At 33.5% G+C, this 13,913-nt stretch carries 15 protein-coding genes; 13 read left to right on the top strand and 2 right to left on the bottom strand.

Annotation, left to right across the window (positions count from 1 at the left end; translation table 11 throughout):
• Nucleotides 1-2: 2 nt before the first annotated feature.
• From HGPB_RS07630 to HGPB_RS07605, 6 genes are read left to right on the top strand one after another with little or no spacing between them, the layout of a single operon-like run.
• On the top strand, nt 3-551 hold the full coding sequence (locus tag HGPB_RS07630; protein ID WP_019133096.1) for a V-type ATP synthase subunit E: 549 nt from the start codon (nt 3-5) through the stop codon (nt 549-551).
• A 17-nt stretch (nt 552-568) separates the two neighbouring features.
• Nucleotides 569-1,564: a V-type ATP synthase subunit C gene (locus HGPB_RS07625; protein WP_019133095.1), complete on the top strand. Its 996-nt coding sequence runs from the start codon at nt 569-571 to the stop codon at nt 1,562-1,564.
• Nucleotides 1,557-1,865, top strand: a complete 309-nt coding sequence (locus HGPB_RS07620) for a V-type ATP synthase subunit F (RefSeq protein ID WP_036738620.1) — start codon at nt 1,557-1,559, stop codon at nt 1,863-1,865. The genes HGPB_RS07625 and HGPB_RS07620 overlap by 8 nt, the downstream gene beginning before the upstream one ends.
• A gap of 13 nt (nt 1,866-1,878) precedes the next feature.
• Nucleotides 1,879-3,645, top strand: a complete 1,767-nt coding sequence (locus HGPB_RS07615) for a V-type ATP synthase subunit A (protein WP_019133093.1) — start codon at nt 1,879-1,881, stop codon at nt 3,643-3,645.
• Complete coding sequence (locus HGPB_RS07610; protein WP_019133092.1) at nt 3,646-5,091, top strand: V-type ATP synthase subunit B; 1,446 nt, start codon at nt 3,646-3,648, stop codon at nt 5,089-5,091.
• A gap of 2 nt (nt 5,092-5,093) precedes the next feature.
• Nucleotides 5,094-5,741, top strand: coding sequence for a V-type ATP synthase subunit D (locus tag HGPB_RS07605; RefSeq protein WP_019133091.1), 648 nt, complete (start codon nt 5,094-5,096; stop codon nt 5,739-5,741).
• Nucleotides 5,742-5,841: 100 nt separating this feature from the next.
• On the opposite strand, the gene HGPB_RS07600 is transcribed toward HGPB_RS07605, so the two are convergent.
• A complete protein-coding gene (locus HGPB_RS07600) occupies nt 5,842-6,045 on the bottom strand; it encodes a DUF1858 domain-containing protein (RefSeq protein WP_019133090.1) in 204 nt (67 codons plus the stop codon).
• A 39-nt stretch (nt 6,046-6,084) separates the two neighbouring features.
• Nucleotides 6,085-7,044 (bottom strand): hypothetical protein, encoded by a 960-nt coding sequence (locus HGPB_RS07595; protein ID WP_019133089.1) that lies wholly within the window; start codon nt 7,042-7,044, stop codon nt 6,085-6,087.
• A 281-nt stretch (nt 7,045-7,325) separates the two neighbouring features.
• On the opposite strand from HGPB_RS07595, the gene HGPB_RS07590 reads away from it, so the two are divergent.
• The 7 genes from HGPB_RS07590 to HGPB_RS07560 all read left to right on the top strand — a co-directional run bounded on the left by HGPB_RS07590 (nt 7,326) and on the right by HGPB_RS07560 (nt 13,909).
• The gene (locus HGPB_RS07590; protein WP_019133088.1) at nt 7,326-7,628 is read left to right on the top strand and encodes an OadG family protein; all 303 of its coding nucleotides are present in this window, start codon (nt 7,326-7,328) and stop codon (nt 7,626-7,628) included.
• A 32-nt stretch (nt 7,629-7,660) separates the two neighbouring features.
• A complete protein-coding gene (locus HGPB_RS07585) occupies nt 7,661-8,074 on the top strand; it encodes a biotin/lipoyl-containing protein (protein WP_019133087.1) in 414 nt (137 codons plus the stop codon).
• A gap of 118 nt (nt 8,075-8,192) precedes the next feature.
• The gene (locus tag HGPB_RS07580; protein WP_148497903.1) at nt 8,193-9,254 is read left to right on the top strand and encodes a sodium ion-translocating decarboxylase subunit beta; all 1,062 of its coding nucleotides are present in this window, start codon (nt 8,193-8,195) and stop codon (nt 9,252-9,254) included.
• Nucleotides 9,255-9,365: 111 nt separating this feature from the next.
• Nucleotides 9,366-10,328 (top strand): glutaconate CoA-transferase subunit A, encoded by a 963-nt coding sequence (gene gctA / locus HGPB_RS07575; RefSeq protein WP_019133085.1) that lies wholly within the window; start codon nt 9,366-9,368, stop codon nt 10,326-10,328.
• A gap of 2 nt (nt 10,329-10,330) precedes the next feature.
• Nucleotides 10,331-11,125: a glutaconate CoA-transferase subunit B gene (gene gctB, locus HGPB_RS07570; RefSeq protein ID WP_019133084.1), complete on the top strand. Its 795-nt coding sequence runs from the start codon at nt 10,331-10,333 to the stop codon at nt 11,123-11,125.
• Between the two features lie 19 nt (nt 11,126-11,144).
• Nucleotides 11,145-12,923: an acyl-CoA carboxylase subunit beta gene (locus HGPB_RS07565; RefSeq protein ID WP_019133083.1), complete on the top strand. Its 1,779-nt coding sequence runs from the start codon at nt 11,145-11,147 to the stop codon at nt 12,921-12,923.
• A 167-nt stretch (nt 12,924-13,090) separates the two neighbouring features.
• Complete coding sequence (locus HGPB_RS07560) at nt 13,091-13,909, top strand: acyl-CoA dehydratase activase (RefSeq protein WP_019133082.1); 819 nt, start codon at nt 13,091-13,093, stop codon at nt 13,907-13,909.
• The last annotated feature ends 4 nt before the right edge of the window (nt 13,910-13,913 follow it).

The raw sequence follows: 13,913 nt of genomic DNA, 5'->3' as shown, positions 1-13,913 counted from the left end.
GTATGTCTAATTCAAATATAGATAATATAATTGATAAAATTAAGCTTGATTCTGATAAAGAAGCTGAAAAAATTTTAGGTGAGGCTAGAAGAGAAGCAAAATTAATCTTAAGCAATAGAGAAGTCCAAGCTGAAGAAAAGGCAAAGGAAATTGAAAAAAAAGCCCACTTTGAAGCAGAAGAAATAGGAATAAAACAAAAGGAATCTACAAGTCTTAAGGCAAGAGATAGAGTATTATCTGCAAAGAATAAATTAGTAGATAAGATTTTTGACCTAGCTCACAAAGAACTTTTAAATCTTTCAAATGAAGAGTTTTTAGACAGTATTAAAAAAAGTATAGAAAATCTAAAGTTAGAAAATCCTACTTTGATAGTACCAGATAAATATAGAGAATATATTTCTAAAAATACTGATTATAAGATTTCTGATGAAAAGATTGAAGAAGGATACAAGCTTGATGTAGGAGATGTAGTATACAATAATGACTTCAAAGACTTGATTGATGATCAGTATTTTAAATTTGATAATAAGTATTTTGAGGGATTATTTTAAGAAAAAGGAGCTAAGATATGGATAGAGAAAAATTTGTCCGAGCATCTGCTGAAATAAGGGTTAAAGAAAAACAACTCCTTAACAAGGCAACATTTGACAGAATTATAGATGCTAATGATTTATCTGAAGCAATAAAATTTCTTAATGATACTGTATATCAAAGCTTTTTTAGAGATATTGATAAGGCTCAAGATTATGAAAAAGCCCTTACAAAGGAACAAGAAAAAAACTTTGCTGAACTATATAAAATTAGTCCAGACCCAAGGGTTGTAGATCTTGTGGCTAATAACTATATTTATCATAATATAAAAGTTTATGTTAAAGATAGGCTCCTAGAGAGTGAACTATCTCACTTGTATGTAAGAATAGGTGAGACAGATTGGAAACAATATGCAAATTCCAATCAAGAAATTGAACACATTAAAGATGAATATACAAATGTAATTGATAAGGCCAGCTTGGAATATCAAGAATCCAAATCAGCACAAAATATAGATATTGTTATAGATAAACTTTATATGCAATCCTTAAAAGATTTAGCTGATGAGATGGATGTAGATTTATTTACTAAATATGTAAAGGATCTAATAGATTTTACAAATATTAATACATTTTTAAGATGCCAAAGACAAGAAAGGGATGTCAGCTTTTTAGACCATGTTCTTTTCGATGGCGGAAATTTATCATTAGAAATTTTGAAAAAAATATATTATGGTGATCTTGATCCAAGTAGTCCTATTTTTAGACACTTAACCATAGGAAAATTTGTAGAAAAAGGAATAGAATCCTTTAAAAAGACGGGATCACTAAGTGAATTTGAAAGACAAAAGGATAACTATTTCATGCAGGTAATTAAAGATGCCAAGAGGGTTACATATGGACCTGAAGTAATTTTTGCCTACTTGTATGCAAAGGAAATGGAAATAAAAAATTTAAAAATAATTTTTATTTGTAAATTAAATGGAATTGAAGCTTCCTTGATAAGAGAAAGGCTGCGTGATAGTTATGTATAAGCTTTCAGTTGTTGGAGATAAAGATTCAGTGCTTGCATTTAAGGCACTAGGAATAGATGTTAGAGTCGTCTATGATGCTGTGGAAGCTAGGAAAGTTGTCGATGATCTTGCAAAAAATGGATATGGAGTAATTTTTATTACTGAACAATTAGCAAAACAAATCGAAGAAACAATTGATAGATATAGCGATAAAGTGCTACCATCTATAATTCTAATTCCATCTAATAAAGGCAGCGAAAATATAGGACTAGAAAAAATTAGCTCCTATGTAGAAAAGGCGATTGGATCAGATATATTGTAAAGGAGGAACTTTTTTGAAATCAGGAAGAATTATAAAAGTTTCCGGACCCTTAGTTGTAGCCGAAGGCATGGAAGATGCAAGTGTATATGATGTTGTTGAGGTTGCAGAAGATAAATTAATAGGGGAAATCATAGAAATGAGAGGCGACAGAGCCTCAATACAAGTATATGAAGAAACAACAGGAATTGGTCCTGGAGACAAAGTTGTATCCACTGGATATCCTTTGTCAGTAGAACTTGGACCTGGACTTTTAGAGCACATGTTTGATGGTATACAAAGACCGCTTCAAAGCTTGCAAGACCAAGTTGGAGACTTCTTGGAAAGAGGAGCAAGTGTTAAAAATCTTGATAGGGAAAAGAAATGGAAATTCAAAGCCCTAGCTCAAGTTGGAGACGAAGTCAACGAAGGCGATGTTCTTGGTGTAGTAGATGAAACAAGTGTAGTAAAACATAAAATTATGGTACCTGCTGGAATAAGCGGAAAAGTTGTAAGAATAAGAGATATAGAGCAAACAGTTGACCAAACTGTTGCAGTGATAGAAAAAGAAAATGGCGAAGAAGTAGAACTTAATATGATTCAAAGATGGCCAGTAAGACAAGCAAGAAGGATTAAGAAAAAAATAGATCCTAACACTCCACTTGTAACAGGTCAAAGAATTATAGATACATTCTTCCCTATAACTAAGGGAGGAACAGCAGCTATACCAGGACCTTTTGGTAGTGGTAAAACAGTTGTGCAACATCAGCTTGCAAAATGGGCAGATGCTCAAATAGTTGTTTATGTTGGATGTGGCGAACGTGGAAACGAAATGACAGATGTACTTATGGAATTTCCAGAACTTATAGATGCAAATACTGGAGAATCTATAATGAAAAGGACAGTGCTTATTGCAAATACATCTAATATGCCAGTAGCTGCCAGAGAGGCAAGTATCTATACAGGAATTACAATTTCTGAATATTATAGAGACATGGGATATTCAGTAGCCATGATGGCAGACTCAACATCACGTTGGGCAGAAGCACTTCGTGAAATGAGTGGTAGACTTGAAGAAATGCCAGGGGACGAAGGTTACCCAGCTTATCTAGCATCAAGAGTTGCAGACTTCTATGAACGTGCAGGTAGGGTAGTTTGTCTAGGAAATGACAACAGAGAAGGAGCCTTGTCAGTAATCGGAGCAGTATCACCTCCAGGAGGAGATATTTCAGAACCAGTTACTCAATCCACTCTAAGAATTGTAAAAATATTCTGGAAATTAGACTATGACTTATCTTATAAGAGACACTTCCCAGCTATAAACTGGTTAGACTCATATTCACTTTATCAAGACAAGATGGATGAATATTTTGATAAATATGTAGATGAAGAATTTTCTAAAAATAGGATAAGGGCCATGAGTCTATTACAAGAAGAAAACTCACTTCAAGAAATTGTTAGACTAGTTGGTAGAGATGCTTTATCAGAGCAAGATCAATTAAAACTAGAAATAACTAAATCACTTCGTGAAGACTACTTGCAACAAAATGCTTTTCATGATGTAGACACTTATTGTTCATTAAAAAAGCAAAATAAGATGATATCAACAATATTAAAATTCTATGATGAAGCTTCAAGAGCTTTAGACAATGGAGTTTATATTGGTGAAATAGAAGAAATGCCAATTAGAGAAAAAATTTCAAGAATGAAATATATTCATGAAGATGATATAGATGAAATCGATAAGATACAAGATGAAATAATGGAAGAAGTAGATCAATATATCAAAGGGGGAAAACAATAGATGCTAAAAGAATATAAAACTGTATCAGAAGTTGTAGGACCTCTAATGGTAGTTGAAGGCGTTGAGGGAGTAACCTATGACGAATTAGTTCACATAAAATTAAATAATGGAGAACTTAGACGTGGTAGAATCATAGAAATAGATGAAGATAAGGCCATGGTCCAAATATTCGAAGGATCAAGCGGCATTAATTTAAAAAGTACAGCAGTAAGATTTTTAGGTAGACCTCTAGAACTTGGCGTAAGTCCAGACATGATAGGTAGAGTTTTCGATGGATTGGGTAGACCAATTGATGATGGACCTATGATTATGCCAGACCATAAACTTGATATAAATGGTACAGCAATAAACCCAGTAAGTAGAGACTACCCATCAGAATTTATACAAACTGGAATATCAACAATAGATGGACTAAATACTCTTGTAAGAGGACAAAAGCTTCCGATATTCTCAGGAGCAGGTCTTCCTCATAATAACGTAGCTGCACAAATCACAAGGCAAGCAAGAGTAAGAGGAACAAATGAAAACTTTGCGGTTGTATTTGCTGCTATGGGGATCACATTTGAAGAAGCTCAATTTTTTATAAATGACTTCACAAAAACAGGAGCCATGGACAGGGCTGTTTTATTTATGAACCTTGCAGATGACCCTGCAATAGAAAGACTTGCAACACCAAAGATGGCACTATCTTGCGCTGAATATCTTGCTTTTGAACTTGATATGCACGTACTTGTAATCTTAACAGACATGACAAACTATGCAGAAGCACTTCGTGAAGTTTCAGCAGCTCGTAAAGAAGTTCCAGGTAGACGTGGTTATCCAGGTTATTTATACACAGACCTTGCAGGAATATATGAAAGAGCTGGTAGAATAAAAGGCAGAAAAGGATCAATAACACAAATTCCAATCCTTTCAATGCCAGAGGATGATATCACTCACCCAATACCAGACCTTACAGGATATATCACAGAAGGACAAATAATCCTATCAAGAGAACTTTACAAACAAGGTATCCAACCACCAATAGATGCAATTCCTTCTTTATCAAGACTTAAAGATAAGGGAATTGGTGAAGATAGGACAAGAGAAGACCATGCTGATACAATGAACCAAATTTATGCAGCCTATACATCAGGAAAAGAAGCAAAAGAACTTTCTGTAATCCTTGGTGAAAATGCTTTATCTAAATCAGACAAGGCTTTTGCAAAATTTGCAGGAGAATTTGAAAATAGATATGTAAACCAAGGTTACACAAACAATAGGAACATCGAAGATACTCTAGATCTTGGTTGGGACTTATTAAAGCTTATTCCTAGGTCAGAACTTAAGAGAATTGATGATGATTTAATTGATAAATATTTAGGCAGTAAAACAATGCAAGATCAAGACTTAGAAAATGCGACAGATAAAGATGAGGAGCAAGCTGAAGAAAGAGAACGTGATTAGTTATGGCAAGATTAAAAGTAACTCCCACAAGGATGAACCTAACTTCTCTTAAAAAAAGGCTATCTAAATCAAAAAGAGGTCACAAACTTTTAAAAGATAAACAAGATGAGCTTATGAGAAGGTTTATCGAAAATGTTAAGAGAAATAAAGAATTAAGAGTTGAAGTCGAAGAACAACTTTCACAATTCTATAAGGACTTTTTATTAGCATCTTCTTTTATGAATGCAAATATGTTGGAGCTTGCCGTTTCTTTTCCAACACAAGAAATAGAAGTTGATATAGAAAAGCAAAATGTTATGAGTGTATTAATTCCTAAAATGAGCTTTAACATTAAATCAAGCAATGAAAATGCTTCTGTTTATCCATACGGCTATGCTCAAACAACATCAGACCTTGACGAATCAATAGCAAGACTTAATAAACTTATGAATAAATTATTAGAACTTGCAGAAGTAGAAAAAGCCTCTCAACTTATGGCTGAAGAAATCGAAAGTACAAGAAGAAGGGTAAATGCTCTTGAATATAGGACTATTCCAGACTTAGAAGAAACTATAAAATATATAACTAGCAAGTTGGATGAGAACGAAAGAGCAACCATAACAAGGCTGATGAAGATAAAAGACTTGATTTCAGACGAAAATGCTATATAAAAATACAAAAAAAGCTCTCTTTTAGAGAGCTTTCTATTTTATAAAAACAAAAGGACCTAAAGATAGGTCCTTTTTTCTTATTAATAAATAATATTTTATATTACTCTGCTTTTTCTTCCTCTTTATTTAACGCATCTACTAGTAGATTAACATCTAAACCGTGAACCATACTAGCTTCTTCAAGAGTTTCCATTTGTGAAGCTGGGCACATTACACAACCCATGCCAAAACTCATCAAAGTTCCAATACTTTCAGGCTTATCTTGAAGGATTTGTCCAATTACTGTATCTTTTGTAACTTTCATTATATTACCTCCTTGCTGGTTACCCTTATAATAACATAATTAATATGAAATCTCAATAAGACTTAAAAATCTAAAGTTGTGATCTTCTTCGTCGCCTTCATAATAGCCAAGAGTCAGTTTAAAGTCTTTATTAGGATCAATACCAGCCTTATTTTTTAATAAATCAAAAGAAATATTTTCATTTTCAAGCTTCATCACACTAGTCTTAGAATCTTGTTCAACTTTTAAAACAGGAGTTAAAAATAATTTACCCTTATATTTAAAATCTGGAATCAAAACAATATTATTATTTGCCTTGTCATAACTTTTCTCAATAACAGAAAGACGTTTAGCCTTATCTGTAATTAAAATAGCAGATTTTAAATCTTTGATGAAATCATCAATAGTGAGGCTAGATATTTTTTTATCTGAATTATTTATTTTTTTGCTATTAGCTATAGGGTCAGAATATAAATTAACTATAGTAACCTCTTCTCTTTCTATGAGATCTTTTGGTTCAAGCTTTTCAGATTTAATAATTACTGCATCTTCGTCTTTGTCATAACTTACATAAAAACCAATAGTTTTTCCCAAATCTCTTAGTCTAAAAAAGTTATTGTTGTTTATGAGATAGCCCTTATATAAAACTTTTTCATTATCGATATAACAAACAGGTTTTGCATCTCTTACATCAAGCTTAGAATCAGAAACTTTTTTAACCAAGTCGTTTTCTTGTTTTTTATAAGCTGTATCTCTTGTAATCTCAACACTTCTTCTAGTTTCATTAAAGGAAACATCAAAATTTATCTCAGTTCCAGAAACAAGAGCAGCTACATCACGAAGCTTGAAATAATTATTTCCTTCAATATTATATGCCTCGATCGTATCAATTTCTTTACCATCAAATAAGATTTTTTGCCTAGACACTTCTGCATTTATCTTTTCTTCTTTAGCGAAAACATTATTGCTAAAAAGAAGGGGTAAAAGCATCAAGACTAGGAATAATTTTATTTTTTTCATATTACCTCCAATAAAAATATAAAAATATCTTACCATTAATTAGTATACTATAAATTAAAAAAATCTAATAAAAAAGATTGAAATGTAAGAAAAAATTATATATAAATAATTTTAAATATAGCATATATAATTAAAATATTTTTGTTATAATAAGACTAATGCTAGTAAATTCAATTAAAGTCAGCAGGCTTTATTGAAATAGTATTTTTAATTTGTTATAATTATTTCGATATTGAAAATGATTTCACAAGTAAGGGAATTGACAAAAGGGAGGTGTCATTATGTGGGCAAGTGAAACAATGACTGTAGCAGAAGCGCTACAAGTGTCATTAGTAGGTTTTGCAATAGTTTTTCTATCATTAATATCTTTAGCAATATTTGTAAAGATTATATCAGCTGCTGTTGGCTCAATAGCAGGAAAGACTAGTCAAAAACCTGAAGCTAGTAAAGCAGCTTCTAAACCAGCCAAAAAAGTAGAAAGTAAGGAAGATAGTGCATTAGTGGCAGCAATTATAGCTGCAGTTAGTGAAGAAATTAAAAGACCAGTTGATAAGTTTAAAATAACATCAATAAAAAGAAAATAAGTAGAAAATAAAAATAAGGAAGGATGTATAAAATGAAGTATCAAGTTAAAGTAGACGGAAAAGTTTTTGAAGTAGAAGTTGAAAAAGTAGGCGGAGCTCCTAAATCATTATCAATGGCAGATTTTGGTCAACCAGCAGCTCCTGCAGCTCCTCAAGCAGCACCAGCAGCAGCTCCTCAAGCGGCACCAGCTCCTAAAGCAGAACCAGCACCAGCTCCTGCAGCATCAGGATCAGGCGAAAATAGTGTTGTAGCTCCAATGCCAGGAAATATCTTAAAAGTTCTTGTAAACGATGGAGACCAAGTATCAGCAGGAGATGTTGTAGTTGTTCTTGAAGCTATGAAGATGGAAAACGAAATAGTAGCACCAGCAGATGGTACAATTTCTATGAAAGTTAAAGTAGGAGAAACAGTAGACACTGACCAAGTAATAGCTGAACTTAACTAATTAGTTAGACAATATACTGAACAATATTTAGGAGGAAATTACAGTGATATTTGTAAACGCACTTTCAGGTATATTGGGAGAATCAGGTTTTGCAGCTTTAACATGGCAAAATTGTGTAATGTTTTTAGTATCTTTTATACTACTTTACCTTGCCATAAAAAAACAATTCGAACCATTACTATTATTACCAATAGCTTTTGGTATGATGCTCTCAAATTTACCACAAGCAAATCTTATGCTTGAAACAGAACCTTGGTATGATCAAGGTGTTTTAAGAATTATATACGGCGGAGTTAAATCAAATCTATTCCCATGCCTAATATTCATGGGTGTTGGATCAATGACAGACTTTGCACCACTAATTGCTAACCCTATTTCATTACTACTGGGTTCAGCTGCACAATTCGGGATTTATATAGCTTTTACAGTAGCAGTAGCTCTAGGCTTTGCCCCACAAGAAGCAGCAGCAATAGGAATTATCGGTGGAGCGGATGGCCCTACAGCAATATATGTAACAAACACATTGGCACCTCACTTACTTGCACCAATTGCGGTTGCTGCATATTCATATATGGCTCTTATTCCTTTAATTCAACCACCAATTATGAAAGCATTAACTACTAAAAAAGAACGTGAAACAAAAATGGTTGCATTAAGACCTGTTTCTAAAGCTGAAAAAATAGTATTCCCAGTAGTTGTAGTATTATTTACAGCTTTACTATTACCATCAGTAGCACCACTTCTTGGTCTACTTATGCTTGGTAACTTATTTAAAGAATCAGGAGTTACTGCAAGACTTTCAGATACAGCACAAAACGCTCTAATGAATATTGTAACAATCATGCTTGGTACAACAGTTGGAGCAACAGCAAATGGAGAAATATTCCTTTCTCTTGCAACAATAAAGATAATATGTCTTGGACTTATGGCTTTTGCATGTGCAACTGTAGGAGGAGTTTTATTTGGTAAACTTCTTTACTATATAACAGGTGGAAAAATCAACCCACTTATCGGTTCAGCAGGTGTATCTGCGGTACCAATGGCAGCAAGAGTTGCTCAAGTCGAAGGTAGAAAATATAACCCAACAAACTTCTTATTAATGCACGCTATGGGACCTAACGTAGCAGGTGTTATAGGATCAGCAGTAGCAGCTGGTGTATTTTTAATAATGTTTGGATGATTTAGATATTGACAATTGGAAATTCTTTTTGAGAATTTCCTTTTGTTTATGTTATATGATATTATATAAATGAAATAAGATATAAGATTAAATTATTAAGGAGGCATAATCTTGAGTAAAATTTATAGTTTAAAAGATGCTATAAGTAAATATGTTGAAGATGGAGATGTAATCTCTTTTGGCGGATTTACTACAAACAGAAAGCCATATGCAGCAGTTTACGAAATTCTTCGTCAAGGTAAAAAAGACTTTATAGCAGAGGCAGGACCAGCAGGTGGAGATTGGGATTTATTAATAGGTGAAGACAGAGTATTAGCTTACATTAACTGTTATACAGCTAACTCAGGATACACTAACGTATCAAGAAGATTTAGAAAACATATAGAAGAAGGAAAATTATTGTATGAAGACTATTCACAAGACGTTGAAATGTTAAGACTTCATGCAGCTTCTTTAGGACTACCTTACTTACCTGTAAAACTTATGATGGGAACAGGACTTACTGAAAAATGGGGTATCTCAAGAGAACAAAGAGCAAAAATTGACAAACTTCCTAACGAAAAATTCGTAGAAGTTGAAAATCCATTCAAAAAAGGCGACAAAGTAATAGCTTGTCCAGTGCCTGAAATAGATACAGCAATTATCCACGTACAAATGGCATCACCTGATGGAACTTGTAGAATTATTGGAGACGAATTCCACGATGTTGATATCGCAGTAGCAGCTAAGAAAACAATTGTTACTTGTGAAGAATTAGTATCTAATGAATATATAAGACGTGACCCAACTAAGAACTCAATTCCAGCATTCTGTGTTGATGCAGTAGTTCAAGTACCATTTGGAGCTCACCCATCACAATGTTATGACTACTATGATTATGATGGAGATTTCTTCAAACACTACAATATAGTTTCAAAAACTGAAGAAGACTTCAAAGAATTCGTAAAAGAATGGGTTTATGATGTAGAAGATCATGAAGCTTACCTTAATAAATTAGGAGCTACAAGACTTGTTAATCTTAAACCAGTACCAGGATTTGGATATGCGACAAATGTCCTAAAGGAGGATAAATAATAATGGCTAATTACAAAAATTATACAAATAAAGAAATGCAAGCTGTTACTATTGCAAGACAAATCAAAGATGATCAAGTAGTAATAGTAGGAACAGGTTTACCACTAATAGGAGCATCTGTTGCAAAAAGAGCATATGCACCAAACTGCTATATAATAGTAGAAAGTGGATTAATGGACTGTAGTCCAATTGAAGTACCAAGATCTGTTGGTGATAACAGATTCATGGCTCACTGTGGAGTACAATGGCCAAACGTTAGATTTATAGGATTTGAAGCATGTGAATACCAACATGATAAAAAGAGAATGATCGCTTTTATCGGTGGAGCTCAAATTGACCCATACGGAAACGTAAACTCAACTGTAATTGGTGATTACAACAATCCTAAGACAAGATTTACTGGATCAGGTGGAGCAAACGGTATTGCAACTTATGTAAATACTATAATAATGATGCAACACGAAAAAAGAAGATTCATGAAAGAAGTAGACTACATCACTTCTCCAGGCTGGATGGATGGTCCTGGCGGAAGAGAAAAAGCTGGTATTCCAGGAAATGTTGGTCCACAAATGGTTGTAACTGACAAAGGTATCTTAAAATTTGATGAAGATACTAAGAGAATGTATCTAGCAGGTTACTATCCAAGCTCAAGCCCAGAAGATGTTCTAGAAAACACTGGATTTGATCTTGATGTATCAAAAGCTGTTAAATTAGAAGAACCTGAAGAAGATGTAATCAAATTAATCAGAGAAGAAATCGACCCAGGTCAAGCATTCATAAAAATTCCTAAGGAATGATATAAAATAAGGAGCAAGTATGAGTAACTATTCTTTAAATTCATATTTTAAAAATATGCCGGTTATTGGTCAACCGTTAAAACAATCAGACCAACAAACAGAGTTTTATAAAGAAAACTTCGAAGAAATAAGAAAAATAGAAGAAGAAATTCAAGAACTTATACAAACTGCACAAGCTGCAGGTAAACCAGATGAAAAAGTAAATGAAAGAGGCGAATGGACAGCTCTTCAACGTCTATACGAACTAGTTGATGAAGGAACATGGTGCCCACTTAATTCACTTTATAACCCAGAAGACAATGACAATGGTTCAACAAGTCTTATCAAAGGTCTTGGAAGAATCAATGGAAAATGGGCTTATATAATTGCATCTGACAACAAAAAACTTGCAGGTGCTTGGGTTCCAGGACAAGCTGAAAACTTACTTCGTGCATCAGATACTGCAAAAAGATTAAGAATACCTCTAGTATATGTTCTTAACTGTTCAGGTGTAAAACTTGATGTTCAAGAAAAAGTTTATCCAAATAGAAGAGGAGGAGGTACTCCTTTCTATAGAAACTCTCAACTTAACCAATTAGGTATTCCTGTAATAGTTGGTATCTATGGTACTAACCCAGCAGGTGGTGGATACCACTCAATTTCACCTACAATCCTTATTGCACACAAAGATGCAAACATGGCAGTTGGTGGAGCAGGTATACTTGGTGGTATGAACCCTAAGGGATACATCGATGAAGAAGGAGCTAACCAAATAGCAGATCAAACAATGAATGCTAAAAAAGTAGCACCTCCAGGATCTGTTGGCGTTCACTTTGCAGAAACTGGATTCTTTAGAGAAGTATATGTAGAAGAAGATGGAATGATCGAAGGTATCAAAAAATATGTTGATATGCTTCCAACTTACAACCTAGACTTCTTTAGAGTAGATGATCCTAAAAACCCAGTATATGATGTAAATGATATGTACTCAATCATCCCTGCTAATAAGAAAAAAGCATATGATATCTATGATGTATTATCAAGATTATTTGACGGTTCTGAATTCTTAGAATACAAAAAAGGCTACGGACCAGAAATGGTAACAGGACTTGCTAAAGTTGGCGGTCTTCCAGTAGGTGTTGTAGCAAACGTTCAAGGATTCTTAATGAACTATCCTGAATATAAAGAAAAAGCAGTAGGTATTGGTGGAAAACTATACAGACAAGGTCTAATAAAGATGAACGAATTTGTTACACTTTGTGCAAGAGATAGACTACCAATCATCTGGTTACAAGATACAACTGGTATAGATGTTGGTGATGACGCAGAAAGAGCAGAATTACTAGGACTTGGACAATCACTAATCTACTCAATCCAAAACTCAGATCTTCCACAAATGGAAGTTACAATGAGAAAAGGTACAGCTGCAGCTCACTATGTACTAGGTGGACCACAAGGTAATGACACAAATGCTTTCAGTTTAGGACTTGCTACAACTGAAATCAACGTAATGAATCCTGAAACAGCATCAGTAGCAATGTATTCAAGAAGACTTGCTAAAGATAAAAAAGCTGGAAAAGATTTACAACCTACAATTGATAAGATGAATAATCTAATTCAAAATTATGTAGAAAAATCAAGTCCTAAATACTGTGCTAAACTTGGTCTAGTTGATGAAGTAGTACAAATGAATATGATGAGAAACTACATGATAGCATTTACAGAAAGCTGTTATCAAAATCCAGAATCAATTTGTCCAGTACATCAAATGTTACTTCCAAGAGTAATAAGAGATTACGACAATGTGTTTAGAAAATAATTATTGATTAATTATAAAAAATAATAAGGCTTCTGGCCTTATTATTTTTTTTATCTATAAGAATGAAGAATGACTATTTGACTAACATTTTTGACTTTTATTATTATTAATAGTACAATATCAATGTAGAATAGTTTCATATAAATAATAAAAGATGAGAGGTTTTTATGGCAAAAACTATATATACTATGGGAGTTGATGTTGGTTCAACCGCATCAAAAGCATTGATCCTTAAAAATGGAGAAGAAATAGTTGCTAATGCTGTAGTTGATGTTGGAGCAGGAACAACTGGACCAAAAAGATCAATTACAAAAGTTTTAGAAGCAGCAAACCTTACTATGGATGATATAAACTATGTAACTGCAACAGGCTATGGTAGAAATACCCTAGAAGAAGCAGACTTTCAAATGTCAGAATTATCATGCCATGCTAAGGGAGCATATTTCTTATTTCCTAAAGTTCATACTATAATAGATATTGGCGGACAAGATGCCAAAGCACTTAAAATTGGAGAAGGCGGAGTATTAGAAAACTTCGTTATGAATGATAAGTGTGCAGCGGGTACTGGAAGATTTTTAGATGTAATTGCTAGAGTGCTTGAAGTTGATGTATCAGATCTTGATGATTTAGATGAAAATTCAACTGAAGATGTTAGCATATCTTCAACTTGTACTGTATTTGCTGAATCAGAAGTTATATCACAACTTGCTGAGGGCAAAAAAATAGAAGATATTGTAAAAGGTATTCACTCAGCAATAGCAGCGAGAGTTTCATCTCTTGCAAAAAGAGTTGGGGTAAAAGATGATGTTGTTATGACTGGTGGAGTTGCACTTAATGAAGGTATGGTAAGAGCACTTGAAAGGAGTCTTAACCATGACATCAAAACATCTGAATATTGTCAGCTAAATGGAGCTTTAGGTGCAGCAATATTTGCTAACCAAAAATACCAACAAAAATTGCTTAAAGAAAAGCAAGCTAGTAAATAGTAAG

It is taken from the genome of Peptoniphilus obesi ph1 (genome assembly GCF_000311865.1).
Taxonomy (GTDB): Bacteria; Bacillota; Clostridia; order Tissierellales; family Peptoniphilaceae; genus Peptoniphilus_E; species Peptoniphilus_E obesi.
This window is presented reverse-complemented; position numbering and strand designations above follow the sequence as displayed.